This is a genomic window from Citrobacter sp. R-1.5.2 (assembly GCF_035064245.1).
GTDB lineage: Bacteria > Pseudomonadota > Gammaproteobacteria > Enterobacterales > Enterobacteriaceae > Citrobacter.
This window is the reverse complement of record NZ_JASEYC010000016.1, coordinates 48820-72186: the sequence shown is the minus strand read 5'-3', so window position 1 is coordinate 72186 and position 23367 is coordinate 48820. Positions and strand designations below refer to the sequence as shown.

18 protein-coding genes are annotated in these 23367 nt (G+C 41.8%); 14 read left to right on the top strand and 4 right to left on the bottom strand.

What is annotated here, in order from left to right; translation table 11 throughout:
• Nucleotides 1–999: 999 nt before the first annotated feature.
• The 3 genes from QMN38_RS21895 to QMN38_RS21885 all read left to right on the top strand — a co-directional run bounded on the left by QMN38_RS21895 (nt 1000) and on the right by QMN38_RS21885 (nt 4544).
• Nucleotides 1000–1161, top strand: coding sequence for a hypothetical protein (locus QMN38_RS21895; protein WP_001371949.1), 162 nt, complete (start codon nt 1000–1002; stop codon nt 1159–1161).
• A 1128-nt stretch (nt 1162–2289) separates the two neighbouring features.
• A complete protein-coding gene (locus QMN38_RS21890) occupies nt 2290–3543 on the top strand; it encodes a ParA family protein (RefSeq protein ID WP_001050364.1) in 1254 nt (417 codons plus the stop codon).
• A complete protein-coding gene (locus QMN38_RS21885; RefSeq protein WP_001278838.1) occupies nt 3540–4544 on the top strand; it encodes a ParB family protein in 1005 nt (334 codons plus the stop codon). The genes QMN38_RS21890 and QMN38_RS21885 overlap by 4 nt, the downstream gene beginning before the upstream one ends.
• A gap of 61 nt (nt 4545–4605) precedes the next feature.
• Here the strand turns inward: QMN38_RS21885 and QMN38_RS21880 are convergent, their stop codons facing one another.
• Genes QMN38_RS21880 through QMN38_RS21865 form a run of 4 tightly spaced genes read right to left on the bottom strand, consistent with a single transcriptional unit; the run spans nt 4606 to nt 7286 of the window.
• The gene (locus QMN38_RS21880; protein ID WP_000815011.1) at nt 4606–4995 is read right to left on the bottom strand and encodes a hypothetical protein; all 390 of its coding nucleotides are present in this window, start codon (nt 4993–4995) and stop codon (nt 4606–4608) included.
• The gene (locus tag QMN38_RS21875) at nt 4992–5513 is read right to left on the bottom strand and encodes a hypothetical protein (protein ID WP_000598517.1); all 522 of its coding nucleotides are present in this window, start codon (nt 5511–5513) and stop codon (nt 4992–4994) included. Before QMN38_RS21875 ends, QMN38_RS21880 begins: the two co-directional genes overlap by 4 nt.
• Entirely contained in the window at nt 5506–6342 is an 837-nt protein-coding gene (locus QMN38_RS21870; protein WP_000700976.1) for a hypothetical protein, read from the bottom strand. The genes QMN38_RS21875 and QMN38_RS21870 overlap by 8 nt, the downstream gene beginning before the upstream one ends.
• Entirely contained in the window at nt 6339–7286 is a 948-nt protein-coding gene (locus tag QMN38_RS21865) for a metallophosphoesterase (RefSeq protein WP_000718595.1), read from the bottom strand. Before QMN38_RS21865 ends, QMN38_RS21870 begins: the two co-directional genes overlap by 4 nt.
• Before the next feature lie 363 nt (nt 7287–7649).
• On the opposite strand from QMN38_RS21865, the gene parM reads away from it, so the two are divergent.
• The 11 genes from parM (at nt 7650) to trhN (ending at nt 23355) form a co-directional block, all read left to right on the top strand.
• Nucleotides 7650–8687, top strand: a complete 1038-nt coding sequence (gene parM, locus QMN38_RS21860) for a plasmid segregation protein ParM domain-containing protein (RefSeq protein ID WP_000818954.1) — start codon at nt 7650–7652, stop codon at nt 8685–8687.
• A gap of 11 nt (nt 8688–8698) precedes the next feature.
• On the top strand, nt 8699–9211 hold the full coding sequence (locus QMN38_RS21855) for a hypothetical protein (protein ID WP_001151875.1): 513 nt from the start codon (nt 8699–8701) through the stop codon (nt 9209–9211).
• A gap of 21 nt (nt 9212–9232) precedes the next feature.
• Nucleotides 9233–10201: an IS5-like element IS903B family transposase gene (locus tag QMN38_RS21850; protein ID WP_031942297.1), complete on the top strand. Its 969-nt coding sequence runs from the start codon at nt 9233–9235 to the stop codon at nt 10199–10201.
• 604 nt (nt 10202–10805) lie between these two features.
• Nucleotides 10806–11258 (top strand): H transfer determinant A, encoded by a 453-nt coding sequence (gene hdtA / locus QMN38_RS21845; protein WP_000952689.1) that lies wholly within the window; start codon nt 10806–10808, stop codon nt 11256–11258.
• On the top strand, nt 11248–11673 hold the full coding sequence (locus QMN38_RS21840; protein WP_000836981.1) for a hypothetical protein: 426 nt from the start codon (nt 11248–11250) through the stop codon (nt 11671–11673). The genes hdtA and QMN38_RS21840 overlap by 11 nt, the downstream gene beginning before the upstream one ends.
• An 8-nt stretch (nt 11674–11681) precedes the next feature.
• On the top strand, nt 11682–12236 hold the full coding sequence (locus tag QMN38_RS21835) for a plasmid transfer protein (protein ID WP_000235773.1): 555 nt from the start codon (nt 11682–11684) through the stop codon (nt 12234–12236).
• A gap of 119 nt (nt 12237–12355) precedes the next feature.
• Nucleotides 12356–16660: an IncHI-type conjugal transfer protein RSP gene (gene rsp / locus QMN38_RS21830; RefSeq protein ID WP_001232109.1), complete on the top strand. Its 4305-nt coding sequence runs from the start codon at nt 12356–12358 to the stop codon at nt 16658–16660.
• Between the two features lie 277 nt (nt 16661–16937).
• Complete coding sequence (gene trhF, locus QMN38_RS21825) at nt 16938–17450, top strand: IncHI-type conjugal transfer protein TrhF (RefSeq protein ID WP_001286760.1); 513 nt, start codon at nt 16938–16940, stop codon at nt 17448–17450.
• Nucleotides 17437–18948: a TrbC family F-type conjugative pilus assembly protein gene (locus tag QMN38_RS21820; RefSeq protein WP_001256132.1), complete on the top strand. Its 1512-nt coding sequence runs from the start codon at nt 17437–17439 to the stop codon at nt 18946–18948. The genes trhF and QMN38_RS21820 overlap by 14 nt, the downstream gene beginning before the upstream one ends.
• Before the next feature lie 144 nt (nt 18949–19092).
• Nucleotides 19093–20148, top strand: coding sequence for an IncHI-type conjugal transfer protein TrhU (gene trhU, locus QMN38_RS21815; protein ID WP_181231580.1), 1056 nt, complete (start codon nt 19093–19095; stop codon nt 20146–20148).
• Nucleotides 20149–20166: 18 nt separating this feature from the next.
• Nucleotides 20167–23355, top strand: a complete 3189-nt coding sequence (trhN, locus tag QMN38_RS21810; RefSeq protein WP_000776701.1) for an IncHI-type conjugal transfer protein TrhN — start codon at nt 20167–20169, stop codon at nt 23353–23355.
• Nucleotides 23356–23367: the final 12 nt, after the last annotated feature.

The following is a 23367-nucleotide window of genomic DNA, read 5'->3' as shown; positions in this document are numbered from 1 at the left end:
CCGATAATCACAAGGACGGACGGGTGATTATATCTGTGCATAGTATGTCTGAGCAGCATCAGAAGGCACTGTCAGCCGCTGGCAGATTTAACCCCCTTAATCGCCAAACTGGGATCAGTCCTGATAGTGTCCTTCCGTCCTGGAGAGGGTTGCTAACACTTGTTCCCATGATACGAAATGCGCCAGCTGATACAGATTAACGTCTCATTGCCCATGCCGGTCTGCCGACACCGGTGCATGGCCTTTTCCGATATTCGCAAGCACAGATGCTTGATTTTTTCAGGGTGTAATATACCTGAGCAGCATCTGAAGGCACTTTCAGTCGCTGTCAGATTTAACACCCTTAATCGCCAATCTGGGATTTTATGATGTTAACCTCCAGTTCAAGACCCTTGCTCCCATGATGCGAACCTTGCCACCTGATAAAGATTTACGCCTCATTCCTGTATGCAGGTCTTACGACTCTAGTGCACGGACAATTTTCGGTCATAACAAGACCTGGCGGAAGATTTAATCAGGCGTGGTGTGACTGAGCAGAAGCTGGGGCAATGTCAGCCGCTGGCAGAAAAAACCCTTATTCGCCATCTCAAACCGTCATTATGGGTAGTCCTTTTAACTTTCTCAGGACCATTAAGCTTAAACTCCGTTTAGAGAATGACGTAAGATTTAGGCTAAGCAGGTTAAGTGATCCCTCTCCCGGGTTGAACACTATATTCATCGTACGAGCGGAAGATTGTCCTTCGGGAAATATTTCTTAAACACCGCTCGGGATCTTATTGCCACTGGCGGATTTAACCCCCTTAATCGCCATACTGGGGTTCTGTCCTGATGCTGGCCTTCAGTTCTGGGCTTCGGTTGCTATCGCTTGCTCCCATAATGCGAAATGTGCCTCCTGATACAGATTAACGTCATATTCCTGCGTGCCGGTCTGCCGACACCAGTGCACGGGCTTTTTTCGGTCATCACATTTCCGGGCAGGAGATTCTATCAGGGCGTGGTGTGACTGAGCAGCAACTGGGGCACTGTCAGCAGCTTGCAGATTTAACACCCTTAATCGCCAAACTGGGATTCTGTTCTGATGTTGACCTTCCGTTCTGGGCGGGCTTTGGTTTACTAACACTTACTTCCATAATACGAAATGTGCTTGATGATGCAGATTAAATTCACATTACTGCATACCGGTCTGCCGACACCGGTGCATGGGCGATTTCCGACGATCTCAAGAACATATGGGAGATTATATCAGGGAGAGTAGTATGCCTGAGCAGCATCTGAAGGCACTGTCAGCCGCTGTGAGATTTAACCCCCTTAATCGCCAAACTGGGGTTCTGTCCTCATGCTGGCCTTCAGTTCCGGGCTGGGTTGCTATCACTTGCTCACATAATGCGAAATGTACCTGCTGATACAGATTAACGTCATATTCCTATATGCCGGTCTGCCGACATCAGTGCTTGGGCTATTTTCGGTCAAAACAAGACCTGGCGAGAGATTTAATCAAGCGTGGTGTGACTGAGCAGCAGCTGGGGGCACTGTCATCCGCTTGCAAATTTAACCCCCTTAATCGCCAAACTTGGGTTCAGTCCTGATGTTGGCATTCCGTTCTGGGCGGCGTTGCTATCACTTGCTCCCATTATGCGAAAAGTGCCTGCTGATACAGATTAACGTCATATTCATGCATGCCGGTCTGCCGACACCAGTGCACGGGTTTTTTTCGGTCATTACAATACCGGGCAGGGGATTAAATCAGGGCGTGGTGTGACTGAGCAGCAGCTGGGACACTGTCAGCCGCTGGCAGATTTAACCCCCTTAATCTCCACACTGGGGTTGCCTCCTTAAGTTGGGTTTCATTTCGGGGTGAGGTTGCTAACTCTGCTCCCATAATTCGTAGTGTGCCTCCTCAAGAGATTAACACCTCATATCTTTAGACTGGACTGACGACAACGGTTCACAGTTAGGAAACGTATATCAGCACACCGGTGAGATAGATTTTAGGGTCTAAGCAAGAAATAGGGTAGGCGTGAAGATTCATTAATGGAGCTCTTAACTTCAAAGCGTAGAGAAGGAGACAAGAATCGTGGTTTAAACAGGTTGTGCATTAGGTATGGACTAGAGAGTCTGAGCTCACATCTGCAAGTTAAGCTCACAAAAAATCATAAAAAAGTAAACAAACATTAGCTTAAGATTGAAACTAAGGATAGAATTGTACGCATAACAAGGAAATGGACGCATTATACGTAAAGTTTACATATATGCGTAAAAGTCGGTTTTCAGTGCAAAAAGGTCATAACCATGAATTTACTTGAAAAGATCGCCCTCGTTGGTCAGCGCATGAAAAGCGAGCAGATTTCTCTAAAGGAATCTCTGATGGCTTCATCAAGAGTATCTGTTTCTGATGATAGTGTTGATGGTGTTGATAGACTGATCTATAACCACTGTTTGAATAAAAAAAATCTCTCTGATTTTTTTGGGAAGTCACGAGTAACGTTCAATAAAATACTTTCGGACTTAGAAGAAAAAGAACTTGTTGGTGCACCTATTTATCAAAACAAAAATCATCTTTACACCCGCTGGGATGTTCAAAAAATAATGGATGCCCTGGGTTATCCCAAGTACCGCGATCATTACTTTAGCAGAGCTATTGTTACTCAGAATCATAAAGGCGGTACAGGGAAAAGCACTACATCTGTAGCTTTAGCAGTAGCAGCTGCTTTAGATCTACAACTCAATGCACGTGTATTAATGATCGAATGGGACCCACAAGGTTCGATTGGAAGCAGCATGATTCAAAGTGTCTCAGAAGATGATGTCTTCCTTACAGCAATTGATGCAATCCTTGGAATTTATGAAGAAAATTCTGAGTATAAAAAATATTTAGATTCAGGATTCTCTGAAGAAGAAATCATCACTAATATGCCTTTTTCAACGCATCTGCCAAACTTGGACGTAATAACGGCTTTTCCGACAGATGCTCGTTTTAAAGATAAATACTGGCAATGTTCTAGAGAAGAACGTACGTCTTTGTTACTACGTTTCAAGGAAGTTATCTTACCGGTACTGAAGCAGAACTATGATTTGATTATTATAGACACTCCACCTGAAGATTCACCTTTGATCTGGGCTGCTGACGAAGCGGCCGATGGGATTCTTGTCGCAGTGTCACCACGTGAATATGATTACGCCTCTACTACAGACTTCATGCTTACAATAAGTGAAAGGTTTAAACAATCACCAAGTAAGGGCGACAATTTAAAATGGTTCAAAGTTCTTGCTGTCAATGTAGATGACAAAAGTCCATATGAAAGAATAGTTTTGGATAAATTAATCAGAACTGTTCAGGACCTTTTGATGTCCGCTAACATAAAAAATTCTGAAGCATTTAAGGCAGCTGCTTCCAAAGGGCGTACAGTGCTTGATATCAAAAAATCAGAGGAACTTTGTTCCGCAAAGCAGCTTGATGTCGCAGAAGAATCTGTATTACAGGTATATCAGCAATTTATAAATGAAATAAAAAGTTTTTCAGCTAAGCAAGGAGTTAACGCATGAGCGATGAGCAACATATCGGGAATGATAAATCTCGATATTTAAACGCACCAAAGCGGACAGAAGTCGGTCACCGTTCAGGTCTTGCGGGTTTGAAAACAGCACCTCGCATAAAAAAGTTATTCACTCTTCATAAGGGCCGGAGACTTGAAGCGGAACATGTGATTGTTCCAGCCCAGAGAGTGGAGAAGGAGACCTTAGTCCATCCAGCGAACCCACGAAATCAAGAAGCCCTTACAGATTATTCTGTTAGAGATATTCTTAAGCAGATTGAAGAAAGAGGGGTCGATACCGAAGGGATCGCTGTAAAAAGAGATGGGGTTTATTTATTAATAGAAGGAAGTCGCAGACGTTTCTGCTGTATAAAGGCAGAAAAGGATCTCCCCCTGTGGGTTCTTCCGGATGAACTAACCGAAGATGATATAAATTCAATTATATCCGCAGCACAAACATCTCGAAAATTTTCATATAGAGAAGTTGGGTTTCAATTTATCAAAAAAATGGAAGAAAAAGGATTTTCTACTAATGAAGAACTCGCAGCATATCTTGGGATTAGTCATGTATCGGTAGCCAAAAGAATCCAGGCGGCCCGTATTGACGAAACATTGATCTCTTTATTCCCGGATTATGAAGGAATCCCGAACTCCTATTATAGTCGCTTGTCTCGTTTACAGAAATATGTGCAAAAAAATCTATTTCCTTTAGATGAAGTAATAGATAATGTTAAAGAGGAAACAAAAGATTTAGACATTGGAGATCTCCAGGTTGCTCAAAAAGTTGTAATGGAAAAAATCACACAATCTGTGGAAAGTGTTTGTGAAAAAACTTATTCCACAAAATGGGAAACAAGTGATCTTATTACTTTTGATAACAAAGATAAGTATGCAAGAATCAGTAAAAACAATACTGGTAGAAAAATTCGCTTTGAATTCAATAGGATAAATGCGGGTTTTATTAAGGAACTAGAGGAGTTCATAAAAGAAAAATTAAAAGTATCAGAATAAATATTGAACTGCATCTTTATGATGCAGTTCATATGATTTATATTTTTAATTTCTTGTTATATTAATATGGGGTGTGCGCAGGTTCAGACATATAAGGTCTTAGTTCTATATGAACAGAAGCGCCATTCCCATCATTTACTACGTTTAAAGGTGCTTTTCCCGGCAATGACATAGTTGCAACGTCAGGTCCAGAAACAGCAAAATTATTTTCTGCTGAAGGCATTACTGTAAAAATCTTTATAGCAACATTTTCATGTCTAAATAATGAAATCCCAAAAGTAGAACCAGCTTCGGTATTGCTCACGTCCACAACCACAGGGGTTTTTCCTAGATATTCATTAGTTAGTATGTTTTTTACTAATGCCCCTTCCGGGACAGTATAGATACGGTATGGATATGCTAAAGCCGTGTGACAAAAACATATTAAAATAACAATTAATGTTTGTTTCATAGATTATCCTCATTCAAAAATAAAAGATATAACTCTTGAAAATCGTGGTTAGTAATTAGGTCCGCTTTTCCGGGAAAATCGTAACTAACAGAAAATAAAAGCGAAAGCGAATCTTTTCCTTTTGCTTTGGGAGAGATTCTGCTAAAAGCACGGTTAATAAACATAAGTTGATCTTCATTGTTGAAGCAAAGTCCAAGCATTCCAACCGTAGGAACTACGAATGTGCTTACGCTGCCTGGGGGCAAAAGTTGCTTACTACGGGCATTGTAAGCACAACGACTACCACCTAGCGTTAGGCCTGAAAGCTCAATAAAACTTCTGGTTCCATTCTTGGCGACAAGCCAAACATCAGTTCCTGAACTTTCGACACGTAAAGTAACTTTTCCGTCAGTAAAGGCCTCACTTTTATTGTATAGAATAGGGTCAAAACCAACTGTCGGGAGTTCTTCGATTTTACTTTCTACTGACTGACAACCAGTCAGTAATGCAAACAATAAAAGTGTGATAACTTTAATCATCCCGCTTCCTTAGATTGTTTTTGGCGCTCGTTATAAAAGATAATGATTCACCGGGGTAGAGAATTGTTTCTTTCGTCCAATAACCATAACCACCGAGGATATTTTTTCTTTTCTCAATATAAACGGGTTCAGAAAATACTAAATGTTGATATTTAGGAAGAGATAAGATTTCATATTTTCCTTGTCCAACTAAGAGGTAATTCTTCTCTTTAGGATTGATGGTTACTGGATTACCAACACTTTGAGGTATGTTAAGTTTTTTTATATTTAGGTCAGAATAGTCAGGAACGGACACTTGATCATTAGACGTATTTCCGGGAAGAGTAAACCCTTTACCCTGATCCGGTCCAAAGATGGCAATTATATCTTTGTTGTTTCTTGTGATCGAAACGATAGCCTGAAGGGGCGTATTAGCAAGGTCATTTATAAACGATATAGTTAGACTTGATTTTGGCTCGACCCAAACAATGCTTTTTCCGGATGTGCCTTCGCTTAATGCAATTTTTTCATTTAGTAAGATTTTATTTTTGGCAATGATATTATACTCAAGTTTTGGTATCACAATAAAAAGTGATTCTTTATTTGAAACATTCATGATTTCTAAGAAATTGGTTTTGGTCATGCTGGTCTTTAGAACAGGCCTATATTTACCATTTATAAACCACCTTCCGTTTATAAGCTCCGCTTTAGCAGATATAAGTGAATCACTTTTCTGTGCGGCAGAAGAAAAAGCATCTTTTCTATGCTCTTTCTCTTGATGTGGTGCAGCTGCTGCGTGAAGATGCAAAAGTAATGTTGAAATTGAGATAATCTTCCAATTTATCTTCATCTTGTTACCTCAATGTTGTTTTCAATCGAATCGAGTTCTAAAGGATAGGTTTTAAGTGAATAAAACTTGTTTGTTGTTTGTATTAGCTGATGACACAATAAAACTGGATTGTTCTTCATGATTATTTCTACTAATGTAAGTGCTGGTGAGTCAGTTTGCGGTATACCCGGAGCAACTATTACCTGGTCTTCTAATTTTGACATATAGAGTGATCCAGTATTTATATGCAAACAATTACCGATCAGTACTGGAAGATTGTTTTGAGTACGACCATGGGCTTTTCGAATGCTGTTTACAGGATTCCTACCTAGGACCATAAGGTTGACGTCATTTATCATCATTGGTATTACGGCATGGTCCATACCGAATAGAAACTGGCTCTGAAAAATATTCACATTGGCATAGTTGAATGCTTGAAGCGCATTATAAGTATCAGTGAATGATGTGCGGATAGGGGCGTAATCAGAAGGGCAAACCCCAATTTTTATATCGCCTTTTAGTAAAATCTGCATCATCGTACCAAGCTGGGTATTAAGAAGTTTTTTTACCTCTTCCTCTAAATAGTAACGATTCACAGCTTTATGCCACTTTCCGCCCATTACACACCATCTCTCATTGAGGTATGTGCTGGGGTAAAATGTTCTCCGGTCTTTGTTTAATGGTAACAATTTTTTTAACATTTCTTCTCCGGCTCCGGCAGCTGAGAAATGCCTCACAAAACGTCCATCGAAAAAGCCACTGTTTATCGCCTTCATCAATTCTATGGGTTCCGGCCCATAGTCAAACAAATTTCCAGTAGAGAAAATTACTATCTCTTCTTCTGGCTTTGTAACTGATTGGATCAAGTTGCACAGCGCAGAGTAATGTCCATGAGGATCTGCCAGAAAGAAAATCCTTCCGGAGAAGTTTGTAAGGTCTATAGTTTGGACGTGCTCAGCTGCCATAAATTCCTCTACGTATGTTTACATCGATGATACGGTATTTCGAACTATGATTTTTTTACAAAAAGGCGTCATTTTGGATTCTAAGCCTAAGGACCTTTGTTACTTACAGGTAAAGGCCCCAGTCCTGGCTCTCAAACAGTTCATACTTAGGATGCAAAGTAACTTTCTGATTATAATTGGCTCCTTTATAAACATGGTTAATACATGAATACAGGAAATTTAACGGTAAGGTATTTAAAATGGAAGGATGCTGAAATAACATAGACTTACGTATTTTTTTAATAGTGTTAATGTTGATAATAGGTCACCATTAATGTATAAAGTTAATATCTAATATGGTCCTATTAATAAAAGAGAGTTTTTATGGCTGAACTATTAAAATCTGAAAGTCCTGTTTCACCATCAGTGCAGGATATCACTGAAGCTTTAAAAATCGTTGTCGATGATGGAAGTAAAGCTGCAAAACTGGTTTGTCTTAATGAAAGAAACGAATTAGTTCCCTTGCTTACACAAAATAGTTTTGTTCCAGATTTCCGTGTTCGCCATGAGGGTCTCAATCCTTTTAACTATCTTATTGATGGGCTGGAAAGGTTTTCGCATCACAGCGAATCTAGTAACTCACTGGAATCGACTGATGTATCTCACCAATACGATGAAATTAGCCGGTTAAATGTTCACCATGCACTTCATGCTTCTGGTTTAGTTCCTCAGGATGTTCACCTCTTTGTTACTTTACCACTTAGCCAGTTCTATACTGCTTTAGGGGAAACGAATATTGAAAATATTCAGAGAAAAAAAGATAATCTGATGAAACCAGTAGAGCGTTATCTTGACGGTAAACGCTATTCTTTTAACGTTTTGTCTGTGACTGTTTTCCCTGAATCTTTACCAGCTGTGACCCGGGCAGATGAAATTGAGGATATTGCTTCATTTGAATCAAGTTTGGTAATTGATCTTGGTGGTACTACTCTTGATGTTGCAAGTATTACTGGGCAATTAGAACAGATTTCGAAAGTAAAAGGTTTTGACCGTATTGGTTGTTCTATTGTTTACGATGAGATCAGCAGGTATCTTGAATCTGAGAAACTGAATACGAGTAATGCTTACATTCATCATCTTGTTGATAATCGTCATGATAAATCAGCTTTGAAGGTTGCAGAGGACAAGCGTGACGGTGTTTTTGATGCGGTAAACTCTGCGGTACAGAAGTTGCAAAGTAAAGTAATCAGAGCGGTTACACAAGTCGAAGAGAGGCCTCATAATGTTTTCCTTGTTGGGGGAGGTTCATATCTCATCGAAACAGCTATTCGTAAACATTTTGAAACGGCTAAAGTTATCATGGTAGACAATCCGCAGTTCGCATTATCTTTGGCAATTGCTGATACTATTTATTCAGAATAATGAGCTAGAACATGGCTAAATACCCTATCTCAAATAAGGCAGATAACGACCGGATTCAGATCCGGTCTTTCTGGATATCCGAAAGAAAAGCACCCTATGTTTATAGTTTCTTGAAAAAAACAGAACTTTGTCATAGGGGTGACCAACTGGATTTAATTAGGTCGGCTATTAGTACCGGGTTGGTATTAAATAATTTATTTCCTGACTTGGCAAATTTTATAAATGGTTTAAACGAAAGATTAACACTTGCAGATCTTAATAGGTTTCTGAATGATGGAAATACTATAGATACTGAACCTAAGCCTCCTATTAATGTATTGCTAGAGAATGTCTTAGATCAAAAGTTTAAGGAGTATTTAACACCTCTACAATTAGATAATTCAAAGCAGGATTCTGTTTCTGTAAAAGAAACCTTCCTTGTACAAAAGGAACATGCCTGCTTTGGTGTGAAGATTGAAAATGAGGGAAGCGATACCTCTATACCATCTGAAAGCCCACTTTCTTCAGGTGCATGGCTTTGTTGAATAAATCGAACTTTTGCTGAGTTGAAGGATCAGATCACGCATCTTCCCGACAACGCAGACCGTTCCGTGGCAAAGCAAAAGTTCAAAATCACCAACTGGCCCACCTACAATAAAGCCCTCATCAACCGTGGCTCCATAACTTTCTGGCTGGATGATGAAGCTATTCAGGCCTGGTATGAGTCAGCAACACCTTCTTCACGAGGCAGACCTCAGCGCTATTCTGACCTTGCCATCACGACTGTGCTGGTCATTAAACGCGTATTCAGGCTGACCCTGCGCGCTGCGCAGGGCTTTATTGATTCCATTTTTTCTCTGATGAACGTTCCGCTACGCTGCCCGGATTACAGCTGTGTCAGCAGGCGGGCAAAGTCGGTTAATGTCAGTTTCAAAACGTCCACCCGGGGTGAAATCGCACACCTGGTAATTGATTCCACCGGGCTGAAGGTCTTCGGTGAAGGCGAGTGGAAAGTCAAAAAGCATGGCCAGGAACGCCGCCGTATCTGGCGTAAGCTGCATCTCGCCGTTGACAGTAAAACACATGAAATCATCTGCGCTGACCTGTCGCTGAACAATGTTACGGACTCAGAGGCCTTCCCCGGGTTAATCCGGCAAACCCACCGGAAAATCAGGTCAGCCGCCGCCGATGGCGCTTACGATACCCGGCTATGTCACGATGAACTGCGGCGTAAGAAAATCAGCGCGCTTATCCCTCCCCGAAAAGGTGCGGGTTACTGGCCCGGTGAATATGCAGACCGTAACCGTGCAGTGGCTAATCAGCGAATGACCGGGAGTAATGCGCGGTGGAAATGGACAACAGATTACAACCGTCGCTCGATAGCGGAAACGGCGATGTACCGGGTAAAACAGCTGTTCGGGGGTTCACTGACGCTGCGTGACTACGATGGTCAGGTTGCGGAGGCTATGGCCCTGGTACGAGCGCTGAACAAAATGACGAAAGCAGGTATGCCTGAAAGCGTGCGTATTGCCTGAAAACACAACCCGCTACGGGGGAGACTTACCCGAAATCTGATTTATTCAACAAAGCCCAGGTGCATCCAAAATTTCAAAAGAAAAGTCCATTTCCTCTGTGGTGCCAGTGCTAGAAAAAGTATCGGATGAAAATCAAACCGCCTCCATAAGCATAAAATCTAAAGCTAAGGCAAACAAGCGACTAGCGACTTTGGCAAGATAGGTGAGAGACAGTACAATCGACTTCTGAGTTCAACTTGTCTTACCAGGAAAGCCAGCATACTTGCTGGCCTTTTTTTTGTTATAATAAACTCAGGCTTCAGCTGAATCTGTAAAATTACTGTTAATGAAACGGTATTTTAGGTTAATTTGGATGCTGTTACAGGAAGTGCGGATTTTTCCTAAATTTGTAAAAAACCTAAGAATTATCTTAATAAATCTGGTACTTAATTATTATTTTACGTAAAAAGTCTTTGTGGTTTAATGGTTATGTAAGGATTTTTTGATACCCTTATACCCGATGGACCTAAGGTCACTGACAACGATGTTCATGTAGAATCTTCGTTTCTGTAATCCCTTTTGTCCTTGTCCCAAATGATTGATTATTATAATAAAGGCTGATCGAATGCTATCTCGCAACTCACTAATACATGGTTTACGCCGAGACCAGTTAATCGGAGTTCTGACTATTTCAGAGTTTCCGGTAGTTATGGTAGAAAGCCACTTCATTCAGTCTGAGGTTATGGGAATAAAACCCGTAATTTTTAATATTGATGAGCTTCTTGTTTCTATATCCCCAATTTCCTCTCTTAAGTTCGATTGGGAGTGGGCCCCAGTTGATACAATACTCATTGAAGTTATCATTCCACCTGTAGAGTCAGACCTTGTAAGTGCAGAAAATGACTTCCTCCGTGATTCTGGTATTGGCCATATCCAGTGCGAGCCTGGCGGAGCATCAATACGACGTACAGTTACCTTCGTTGGTGGAATAACCGCTGATAACTTACTGTATCAGTTGAGGCTTATGTGCGTAAGCGCGTTAAAACTTTTAGGAGAGGAACTGGGGGATGAAGTCTAAGATTAGATATGTTTTATCTGGTTTTGTTGTGTTATGTGCATTTGCTGGAGTTTATAAAATCCTAAACAATGTTCCGGTTAAACCTGACCTTTTGGACTTCACTGGAAACACATTTAAAAAGACATCACTCTTCCTGCCATGTGATAAAAGCTCGCCTTCTTTAAACATTAAAATTGCTGATAACGAGAAAATCGTGATCAACGGCATCGCTTCAAAAGTAACTTTTGTTGAAAAGGCTGACCCCGTCAAAAGCCCTGGTTTTTGTGATGATCTTGATCTAAACAATTCTCGCCTTGTACATACGGCATCTTACAGCCTGGTGATTTCTGAAACCAAAACAGGATTTACACTATCAAATTTCAAGCATCTTGCCGATGATGAATCATTAGGCGGTATGTGGTTTTATCAAAAGTGACTTTTTATATGGCAACTTCAGACTTCGCTCTTAAAAACCATAATGTTAAAGCATTTGGTCAGGATGCAGCCCTTGTCATTGAGATGAACAATGAAGATGTTAGCTCATCAAAACCTTCACCTTTTTCAAATGAGATTGATAATTATTATCTTACATTGCACGTCGCTCCAAGGAACGCAAAAAAAGATTATGACTGGGGCTCAAACCGTTCTGTACTTCTAAAATTGTCGACGAATGAAGTTATGCAGATGGCATCTGTATTTCTTAGAATCATGCATACTTTAAAGATTGATAAGAGGAAAACCTCACATCATGGCCACGTCGTATACAAAAATATAAGCGTTACCCCAAACGAGAGGGGCGGTTTGTTGTTATCCGCAGGGATAGTTCCAGTCGATAAAGATGGCTTAAAACCCTTCATGCACATGGTCCCCGTCTCACAAATGGATTGCGTTAAAATTGGCCTCTACATACTTGGATATCTTGCTCAAAAAACGCCCTGGGTAAGCTCCGAGTCTATAATTACCGCGCTTCGCTTATCTGAAGCCAAGAATTCAAAATAGCGCATTAACATACGGAATATACGGAAAAATACAGGTTTTTTTAAATGTTATACGAACGGATATTTCTGTTTTTCATCGTAAAGTGAGTTTAATTTTGCTCAGAAAAACAGGTATTCGTCATGAGAAAATCAGGTTTAGGTTTAGCCCTGTTGTTTTCTTTAATTGCTCCGATTAAAGCGGTCTATGCTGAAGCGATTATGATTTCAGGAAAGCTACAGGCTGATTTGCCAGCCGTATCCTTTGACCCGGGGCCGGGCGACTTTGTTGCATACGTTAATTCTAACACTATCACTGCCTCAGGTGCAGGCACAGCCTGTAATGTAACGGTTGATGATCGAGCGACTTCCTCTGTTGATAACCTCGTTTGTTTTTTTGAGTGGTTACCCAATACCTTGGGATTAACTTCTAACGGCTTCACTCTTTCAGGCGTTCCCAACACCACCGGTGATTTAAAACTACCTTACAAGATTTCTTACTTCTCTGGTTCTGAACGGAAAAAAGTTGAAATAGTAAAAGGTGAATATTCAATCAAAAGTGTGGCACCGGTAAAACCAACTATCACCGGTCTTAAATCATCCCTGAACGGATTAGTCTATGACGGCTTTTCTTTCAAATCGTATTTAAAGGATGAAGCGATCAAAGATATCGCTGTTTCTGTTGAACCCCGCAATTATATTCAATACATCTCAATAGGTTCAGGCTCCGCCTGTGAAGTACCTATTGGCGGAACTTCCTGTACCATTGAAGTTGGAAGCATTAAGGCCAGTGATACAGATGAACTTTTGGGTTCACGTGATATCACAATTACAGCAAACTCTAAGAATAATTATTTCGCACCTCCTGAATCCAAAAAGCTTGTTGTTAACTGGGATTATCGGCCTCCTGTAGTAGACCATACACTTTGGAATTTTACCGATGAGGCTAAAACAATCAAAGTAGGTGGCCAGGACATCTATACCGGAGCCAAAACCGTTGCTGTGGCCGTTAAGGTACCCCAGCAAGAAACAGAAGGTGAATGGTGGCTCCCAACAGCTATGTCGCTCACTATGACTCCGGATGGCGTGTTTAAGCCGACGACTAAAGTGACTTTAGATGATGGCACTGAGATTGATTTCAAACAGTCCTGGGCAACCCCTTTACGTAGAACTTTACAGCCGGTAAGTGGACCTCAAAAAGTCGGTGATGAGTACCTCTATATCTTTGACTTAACGGATCTTATAAACGGGTCCTACGCAGCGACTTTTACAGTAGAAAATACGAGCAAAAACTCTTCTACGTACACTGAGCCTGAAAGCAAACTGATGCTGTCTGATAACCCAACGCTTATGGTTCTCAAAGATGGGCAGGTATTAACTAAACGAGCACCCGTATACTTCCTGAACGAGATTATCGTTGCAGCTTTCCAGGGGCAGGCTGGGGTTGCTGACATAAAATCAGTAACAATAGACAACAAAGTAGTTTCGTTAACACCTACAAATTATAAAGGTATTTACTACCTGCCGGTTGGAGACGATTTAGCAGTTAATTCGGATCACGAGATTACTGTGGTGGCTGAAAACCTTTATGGAAAAAACGTAAATTTCAGTACCGTGTTCACTTATCAACCTACTGGATTCACTCTTAAGAATCTGGAAAAAAACGTAACTCTTTACTCGCGCGTACGTCAGTATACGGACCTGCTTAGTCAAACAGCTGGTGATAAATGCACTCTGTTTACCACAGAGGAAAATGCGAATGCTTACCTCGCCTGGTATGGGGAAAAATCAGATGTTACAGCATGCTACCCTCAGTGGAACAATGTCCCTGATGGGTTGGAGTTCTATTTTAAAGGACGTACCCCGGGTCTAACTGGATTCTTTAATAAAACAGGTGAGAATCTGCTCGACTATCAAGTCTATATGATTAACGGGAAGGGCTCTAAAGCGGTTTCCGCAAGGAATCGCCGTACTCTGACCACACAATTACCATACAACCCGATCATCTCTTACAAAAAGAATAAAGTCATAGCAGGCATCAATCCGAACACTGCTCTGGCTTATACGACCGGGGGGGAGGCCGCTCGAATATTAGCGAAGGTGGTACCAGCTGACGTTACGATGATCGTCTCTCAAAACGGCTCTGAGGCTGTCAAAACGTCATTTAAAAATCGTTCCTCAAACAACGATGCAACGACCTTTGTACAAAGGGTCAAGGTTGCTGCTGCACCATTGTGGACAAAGAACGTCTTTGACATAGCTGTAGAATACTCAAAGGATCCAGAATTAAGAACTACAGACACCCTCAACGTATATACGGTGCCTGATTTCAATATTCGAGCATCGATGGAAGTGGATGACAAAAAAACAGCCACATCTCTTGAAGTGCCCTTAAAGGTAACAGTGGGGCGTTATAACAACTCCACACGTAAAAGTGCATTTGACCGTAAAACAATGGGAGAATGGGACGTCACGATATACTCTCAAAAAAGTGTATACGGCAAAGATCCAGAAACAGGCCGTTATAAAACTACATACGAAAGAACTGCGCTGACTGAAGCATTGCCGGTCAATGATGCGGGCATTGTCGAAACCAAGATTAAAATTGAAAATATGGATCTGGGTAATATGCGTCTGGTTGGTGTGGCTAAGGTCAGATCGCCATTCTCTGATTTTGAAATGAAACGTGAGACCAGTGCTGTAGGCATTCGAATCTATAAAGGTGAGGAACTGGAGGGTAACCTGTCGAAAAGCCTTATTATCGGAAGGATCCCACTTAGTACTCTGGTAAGCTTCAAATCTGCCAGTACGGCTAACTCTGATGCACTCGCCCCCACCGAATGGCAGCAGTCCTCTGATAATGGTCAAACCTGGACCATGCTTTCCGACATGACCGGAAAGAGAAGTGTAAGTATCAAAAAGACAGAAGTAGGAAAGTGGCTTTATAGGGCAAAAATGACTAATAAATTCACATCCAAGATTTCCTACACAGATGCCTTAACGGTAGTTACCTACAAGCAGCCTAAGCTCAGTATAGATGTTACAGACATTCTTCAGGGCTCAGATATACCTGTAACCCTGCTTGATAACGATGAACCTATACCAGCAGGCACCGCTGAGGTTCTCTGGTCAGAGGATAAAGTCAACTGGGTGCAGGGAGATACAACTTACACTGTGGCTTCAGCTGATACCCTACCGTCTACGATTTATGCCCGGATGCGTTACCTTGATTCCGATGAACTGGCAGAGGAGTCTTCATGGAAGGAAACGTCTGCTCGGTTGGCAGCCGCAAAACCCAAGCGCCTTTCTGTCTCGGTAACGGGGGTTTCAAAGGTAGAGGTTGGTCAAAAAGTTACTTTGGAAGGTAAGTTCACGAACCCTAACAGTAAGTACCAGAATGGTAATAACGTAGTTGAAGAATGGAAAACACCGGATGGCCAGACATTTAAGGGCTCTTCACTGTCTGTTACCCTTACTGAGCAAATGTTGGATAAACAGGGATATGCTGCTTTTGAATACAGTGCATGGTTAGCGGACAATAAGGAGAATACGGTTTCTACCCGTAGAGTTTCTGTCAAATCGTGGGTTTATAAATTTCCCGAGATGAAAATAAGCTCCAAACTTAAATACGACATGGCACCGACCACCCTACGCGTTGCGTTGAGCGGTATTAAGGATGGAGACTATCCTGGTGTTACTTATTCCCGTGAATGGATCTACGACAAAGAGAATCTGGTAATCACTAAAGATGAAGGTGACACCAAAGAATTTACAATTGAAAATCCTGGCAAATATACATTGATGGTTGTTTTCAAAGATAACCGAAACAATGAACAGCGTATCGAAAATACCTTTGTTGTCGATGAACAAACGCCAATGAACGTTGAGATGACACCCAAGTTCTCTAACAAATATATGAGAGCTCCACTCGATGTAACCTTAAGGTCAAACATCAAGCTATCTCATTCGGCGGACTCGATAGATACGGTCACATACAAGGTGAACGGTGAAGTAATACCCAGCGGCAAAAATTATTGGGCTCAACTGATCTCGGGTTTAAAAGAAAAGAAATACGAGATTACAATTGATGTTGTTAGTAAACTTGGACAGAGAGGTTCAGCATCTGTTGAGTTTGATGTCGTTAAAAACGCAGTGCCTAATTGTACATTGAGCTACACGGAAACCAACCTAAGCTGGAGCTTTACCAATAAATGTGATGATACTGATGGAAAAATGGTTAGATATGAATGGTTCATCAACGGCGAATTAAGGAACGTTTTCGGTAGTACGGCTACACTTTCTAAAAACCTTAACCGTGGTAAGCAGGACATAAAAGTAATTGCTTATGATGATAGTGGAGACTTTGCAACACAGCACGTGACAGTTTTCGGACCGGCTGAAGAGGCAAGTAAGTCTGAAAACACTGTATCAATACCAAGCAGTGAGTAGTTAATTTTTAAATATAAAGCCGGGACATTATGTCCCGGCTTTTTTATACCCAATAATTGGACCTTTGAAAAATTAATGTCGGAAAGTAACTTTGCTCCAAAGGCATCTTTCATGGCCGCTAACAAAGCTGCGTATACATGCTGAGGAATTAACATTCTTATAGGTGAATATTAGGTTAGTTTGCAGACTTCCGAGCGTTGAAAAACATGGATAATAGTTACTTGGATAGAGGTGCATCTGCCTAGTAAAAATATTCTTCAGTGCCAGTGAGAAAAATATGAGCGACTACATACCTAAAAAGAGAGGGCTGCTTATACTGGATTGGTATGTCCCCCTTAATATTTTATTGCTGATTCTCGTTATGTGTGTCTTTTTCACCCGTTATACATTTGGATACGGTTTATTGAATGGGTGCCTGCCTGCTGATTTTTATATGATTGATCATTCGGATAAAAGTATTAAAACTGGTGAACTCATAGCATTTAACATGCCGAAATCGGTACGTTTTATCCCAGAAAATGAACGAGTCATAAAAATTGTTGCCGGTGTGGGCGGTGACAAACTTAAAGTAACAATGGATGGGGTTTATAACGGGGACAAATTTTTTGAAGCTAATGCACGTCGTATTTCGAAGAAATACAATATTCCGTCCATTTTGATTGAAAAAGAATTGATAATTCCTGAAGGCGAAGTTTTCCTAATTGGGCAAACCGATCACTCATGGGATTCCCGTTTTTGGGGAACAGTAAAGCTGAATTCAGTAATTGGGAAAACATATGCGATCTTTTAATGTAAATAAAAAATATTTACCAATACTTCCTGGACTTGCGTTATGTGCAGTTTTAAGTAATACAAATGCAAGCACTGAGTATCAACATGATGCTGACCTAATCGCTCAGCAAGCAAAAGGGCTTGGGGCACAGGCTAAAGGTGCACAGCAGCCAGATGGGGCTCTTAGCCTTGATGCTACGCTAAAATCACCAGATGTGCAGAAGTACATAGCGCAAGCTGAAGCACTCCAAAAAAACCAGGACCTGAGCAAGCAAATAAACCGTGGTTACGTCCCCGGTATGAATGCGGATAGTGTTCAAGCAGTTATAGACCATACCCAGGCTATCAGGGCCCAAAGTAATAACTCTGAAGCTGTCAACGATATAATTAGAAGACGTGATGAAATTCAAGAAAACGCCAGCCTTAATGAAGCGGCTCTGAAAGCTGTGGAAAATAAGCCGGAAGTCATGCGAGGACAATCTAAAAATATCGAAAAATTGTTTGGTTCCTCGGGCATCACAGCTGCTGACTTCGAAAGAAAAATGGATAGCACACGTGAAGAAGCACTATCAACTGAAAATGGAATAACGATCTTTGCTTCATTTAGCTTGCCGGATTATGTACTGGAAGACCTTCTACGTACGGCCTCAGAGCATAAAGCTCGTGTAGTTTTCAATGGTCTAAAGAAAGGAACTACTCGGCTACCAGAGACACAGGCAGCAATAAACCAAATGATTGTCAAAGGAAAATTTGAATCTCCTTTGATTACAATTGATCCTGATAGCTTCAGTCAGTATCAAGTAACTCAAGTACCGACAATTATTTCTAGGGAGCAAGCTCGTTTTGCAAAAATGGTAGGCTCCTTCAACGTTGAGTTTTTTCAGCGAGAACTTGCTAAAAAACCCGATCAGGATATTTTCCCGGTTGCTGGTACCACTTATCCCGTTGAAGAAAAGAGCATCATTAAAGAACTGGAAGAACGTGCACAAAAATATGACTGGGAAGGTGCAAAAAAAAGGGCCGTTTCTGACACATGGAAAAATCAATGGATGGTCGACCTCCCTCCTGCCCAGGAACACAAAGAATTTTTAATTGACCCTACAGTGAGGGTCACTCAGGACGTAAAAGATAAGCAGGGCCGTGTAATAGCTTCCGCCGGTGAGTTGATTAATCCACTTTCGAGATTTCCTCAAAACCTGACGATGATAATTTTCGATCCACTCAATCCGGGCCAGCTGGTATGGGCTGAGCAGCAGTATCGACAACGTCTGGGTAGTGGAAAAGTAATGCCAATGTTTACCCGTATCCAAAAAGATAATGGATGGGATCACCTAAATGATTTACGTGAAAAATTTAACGGTAAGGTGTTTAAAGTTAACGAACAGATCATCTCACGCTTTCAGATTAAAAACACACCTGCGCTTATAACTACTGACCAAGATAAATTCCGGATCACCCTGTTTAGCGAGGCAGAAGTCCGTGGTATCGGAGCCCCAAATCTTTCAGAGGAAAAATAAGATGAAACTCGGATTTATTATAGGCGCTCTCTTTGCAACATGGCTGACGCTAAATTATCCGGACCAGATGAGAAGTTATTTTACCAAAGCCGTCGACTATATCGAAAGTGTTGCAACATTTATTACATCCAAGTGAGCATGATGGTGAAAAAATTCAAAAAGTTACTTTTAGAGTTCATTGTAGCAGTTATGCTTTCGCTTTCTATACCGGGTATGGCTATGGCAGCAGATGCTGGAGTCCCTGGGGCTATGTGTCAGTCAGCTGGAGTGTGGCAGGGCTTGATTAAGAATATCTGTTGGAGCTGCATTTTTCCCATGAGGATAATGGGCATAGGGGCAGCTCCAGAAGGCGCTGCTCCTTCACGTCCGGGTTGCTACTGCACAGATCAGAACGGCGTACCGGAAATAGGTTGGCAATTGAGCTTCTTTCAGCCGGTGAAGATTGTTGAAGTTGTAAAGAGCCCCTGGTGCAGCCCCTTTCTTGAAGGCACGATGCTTCAAAAATCGCAGTTTGATATTGGTAAAAGCAACACAAATCAGCCAATGACAGCAACTGAAGCCGGATTTTACGATGTTCATCTTTGGGAGTTCCCAATCATGACAATGCTCAAATTACTGATTATTGGCGAGTGCACTGCTGAACCCTATATAGATGCCAGCCTGACCTATATAAGCGAAGTGGACCCTATGTGGGAAAGTGATCTGCTTACACTCGTCCTGAATCCAGAGGCAGTAGTTTTTGCAAACCCAATTGCCTCAATGGTGTGCGCTGCTGACTGTGTAGCAGTAACAGCAGGAAAGGATAATCTCGCTGCATACTTTTGTGCCGGATGCGATGGCAACCTTTATCCATTAACCGGCCACATTTACGCAAATGATGACGCTGTAAGGACGAGTTCACTGATAACCCAGCGTCTTCTGACTAAACTACATCGCCAGGGAATGCTGATGCGAACGATGGGAGCAGACGCAATGTGTGAGAAAACGTGGGAATACTTTACACCTCGTTCCCAGTATCGGCTTTCAATGCTTTTCCCAACTCCTGAGGCGAAAGGGCCGGATTGCTGTCATCGTCTTGGTGATTCGGTACATGACTGGTCAACCCTTAAAGGTGGGCGCAAAAAAATAGGCAATGATAATTATGTCTATATGTTGTGGCGTTACAATGACTGTTGCGTCAGATATATACCAGGCGCTTGATTTCTAAGGGTAAAAATAATGAAACTTAGAAAAACGATAGCTTCAACTATTATTGCATCAATGATTGCCAATACTATGAGTTGGGCTTTTTATATCTCTCTCATAAATATGGTAATGACTCCTCGTATTTATGCGGCAGACGCTATATTTGACCAGCTCGAAAGTAACTTTAATCTTGCTAATCCTAACGCAAATCGCAATGCGACAACCAGTGCTCAGGACATTGTTGAGAAGTACAAGAATGCGGATTCAGGCGAGAATGTCAGTGGGAAGATCACCGAGAAATACGTGGGTAAAGCCGAATCCGCTAATCTTAATCTCGGAAAGTATGGGGCAGGGAACTCAAATGAAAGTGTCATGAAAAATGCCGCATCCGATGGAAAGTCCATTGGTAGCGCCGTACAACTGCCGAGTATGTCTGGAGGGACAATCAATTCAAACTATACCAAGGAAGGGGCAAAGCTGCTCTCTCGGGATGCTAATGGCAACATTGGTATAAGCAGTAATCCCAATACTACTCCTGGAACCAAAACAAATACCGGAGAGATTTTCAGCTCAGAGCAAAAGCACAGCGATATTAAGTTCAATGCCGCAGATCGTTATGGGGATGAGGATGGCTTTGTAAACGATATAAAGAATCGGAAAAGCCAGTTATTTGATGCTCAAAGTTATGATGGCGTTGCCTACCGCACCCTCGTAAATGCTAACAAGGACAACCCGGCATCATCTATAAAGCCTAACGATCCCATGTTTACTGCGGGGAGAAATGAGATAACAAATGCTGTTGCTGGTACTGGAAACTGGCTTCAGAACTGTAATGTTGAGACCTCTAAAAAAACAGTAACCACACACTATCCTGATTACAAAGAGTTCTACTGTAACTCGCCTAAGCAAGATAACTTCAGCAGCTGCACGATAACCCGTGATTTTTCAGTCCCTGTTTACATTTCAGGCGGAAACGGAGACATGTCGATGTGCGGCGATAATTGTGTGCGTATATGGTTTGGTCGCCGTGATGACAACTACTGGAGTGACGGGGTATATGATAACGAACTGACATTAAAATTCCATCCGGATGCAAAATTGGCCTCAGCAAAGATTGTTAACGCGGAGTGGGATGACCACATGCGGGTAACACTTGATGGCACGCAGATTTTTGCTCACATAGATGGTGCATATCGAGAAAGTGACTATCCGGCTCCTAAGGGATCTTGGGAGTTAAAAAAATCGTGGAAACTCGACAAGGTTTACGATGTGACTGATAAGGTCAGAAAATCGGTGTATGAGGAGCCTGATCGAGAAGTGACAATGGCATCCAGAGTATGGGTTGGTGGGAAGGGTGAAGGGTATTTTGAGGTTGAGCTGACTTTTGAAAATATGAAGCTCGAAGATAAGCACGTCCAGGAACCAGCTGGTTGTTACGATGCTGTACAAGCTCCGAATACATTCTGCCGTTTCGATCGGTTTAAAGATATGGATGTTGGCACAAAACGGCTTCCGGAAAGCGTGCTTTCATTGGCAAAGCCTCTGTATGAAGGTGATAAAGGATTTCTTACCTGGAAGACAAACCTTGAAGGCTACTTTTGTGATCCATTGGCCAAAGACAAAATTTGCTCTTATGACGCTAGTGGAAAAATTATGAAAGACGCTAATGGAAAGGACCTCTGTTACAACTATGAAGAAATAAAGAGTATGCCTGATGCATGTAGTGCTTATAAAAATGATGCAGCATGTGTACTCGATAAACAAACATGTGCAGAGGGTTGGTTCGATGAGGGCACTAACAGTTGCTACATGTATGAACAGAAATACACCTGTGACAGAGGGAAGGATGTAGTTCGGGAGGTTGAATCTTCTACAAATGCCTGTGTTGGCATGATCCCATGTTCAGGTGGAACATGCGAAACTGGGCCAAAGGAAGAGAACAACGATTTTGGAAAAGTTGCGGCTTATTCAAACATGGTTCAGTACATGCAGGGCGAAGCCAAATGCGAAGACCCTAACGATGCCAATTCATGTTCCGTCTTTGAAGGAAAACCTGAATGGTGTGGTCGTTCAGTAGGCTTTGTAAATGGCCTGGCAAAGACGGACTGCTGCGAAGCACCACAGGGAACCGCAGGAGCACTTGAAGGTATCATGCTTGCCGGATCTATGATCAGAAACACAAACTGGACCAGAGTTAATGCTCAGCTAATAAAATGGACCGGCGGTGATACAGGTACATGGGCTTCTATGTCTAATGCGGTCGGAGAGTGGACTGCATCAGCTGGTAAAACAGTAGGGCAAATGTGGAACAACGTCACGAGCTCCTTAACGAGCGTATATGAAAACGTCGCTGGTAATCTAAGCAGGGCAGTTGGGTCTTCCGCAACTTCTGGAGGGGCAGGAGGTGCTGGCCAGTTGGCACAGGAAACAATGTCCAGCTTCGGTATAGGTCAGCTTAAGCAGATGGCAATGAAGAAAGCCTACGAATTGCTACCAGATACAGTTCGTGACTTTGTCTTTAAGAACGTTGCTACTACCGGAGGAGAGGTTGTCTTCTCGGCTGCGGTTCAAAACTTTATGCTTGCATTAAACGTGATCGGTTGGATTTATACAGCCTATCAGGTCACTAAAATGCTTTTAGAAATGTTGGTAGCATGCGACCAGAAAGAGATGGAAGCTTCTATTCATAAGAATCAAAAATCCTGTTTTACATTAGATACGGAACGATGCGTCAAATATCTGAATGTTGGTTTCACAAAGAAATGCGTTAAAAAAGCAACAGACATGTGCTGTTATAATTCCATGTTGTCACGCGTTATTATGCAACAAGCTTATCCGCAATTAGGAATAGACCCTGTCGCCTCTAATTGCGTGGGGCTATCAATAAAGCAAATACAGCAACTGGATTTCGATAAAATTGATCTGACGGAGTGGATTAATGATGCAGTTCAGGTAGGAGAAGTTCCTGATCAATATTCAAAATTCTCCGAAGAATCAATTGTGGAAAACTTACCATTCCAGAATGAGAACTATCAACTTCCATCAGAACGTACCAAGGAAGCAATGGGCGGTGAAGAAAATATGATAAAGGCCAGACAAGAAAATGCTCAGGCTATAAAAGAGGAAAATGTAGATTGTAGCTATTTACCTCGACCGGCCATATGTGAGGTAGGTTCAACTACGCTGGATCCGGTTACGGGCAAGCAGTTGCCGAAATATTGAAGAAGGGGCCGT

Coding starts and splice junctions, on each gene's coding strand:
- QMN38_RS21890 (WP_001050364.1), top strand. CDS start 2,290: ATGAATTTACTTGAAAAGATCGCCCTCGTTGGTCAGCGCATGAAAAGC.
- QMN38_RS21885 (WP_001278838.1), top strand. CDS start 3,540: ATGAGCGATGAGCAACATATCGGGAATGATAAATCTCGATATTTAAAC.
- QMN38_RS21880 (WP_000815011.1), bottom strand. CDS start 4,995: ATGAAACAAACATTAATTGTTATTTTAATATGTTTTTGTCACACGGCT.
- QMN38_RS21875 (WP_000598517.1), bottom strand. CDS start 5,513: ATGATTAAAGTTATCACACTTTTATTGTTTGCATTACTGACTGGTTGT.
- QMN38_RS21870 (WP_000700976.1), bottom strand. CDS start 6,342: ATGAAGATAAATTGGAAGATTATCTCAATTTCAACATTACTTTTGCAT.
- QMN38_RS21865 (WP_000718595.1), bottom strand. CDS start 7,286: ATGGCAGCTGAGCACGTCCAAACTATAGACCTTACAAACTTCTCCGGA.
- parM (WP_000818954.1), top strand. CDS start 7,650: ATGGCTGAACTATTAAAATCTGAAAGTCCTGTTTCACCATCAGTGCAG.
- QMN38_RS21855 (WP_001151875.1), top strand. CDS start 8,699: ATGGCTAAATACCCTATCTCAAATAAGGCAGATAACGACCGGATTCAG.
- hdtA (WP_000952689.1), top strand. CDS start 10,806: ATGCTATCTCGCAACTCACTAATACATGGTTTACGCCGAGACCAGTTA.
- QMN38_RS21840 (WP_000836981.1), top strand. CDS start 11,248: ATGAAGTCTAAGATTAGATATGTTTTATCTGGTTTTGTTGTGTTATGT.
- QMN38_RS21835 (WP_000235773.1), top strand. CDS start 11,682: ATGGCAACTTCAGACTTCGCTCTTAAAAACCATAATGTTAAAGCATTT.
- rsp (WP_001232109.1), top strand. CDS start 12,356: ATGAGAAAATCAGGTTTAGGTTTAGCCCTGTTGTTTTCTTTAATTGCT.
- trhF (WP_001286760.1), top strand. CDS start 16,938: ATGAGCGACTACATACCTAAAAAGAGAGGGCTGCTTATACTGGATTGG.
- QMN38_RS21820 (WP_001256132.1), top strand. CDS start 17,437: ATGCGATCTTTTAATGTAAATAAAAAATATTTACCAATACTTCCTGGA.
- trhN (WP_000776701.1), top strand. CDS start 20,167: ATGAAACTTAGAAAAACGATAGCTTCAACTATTATTGCATCAATGATT.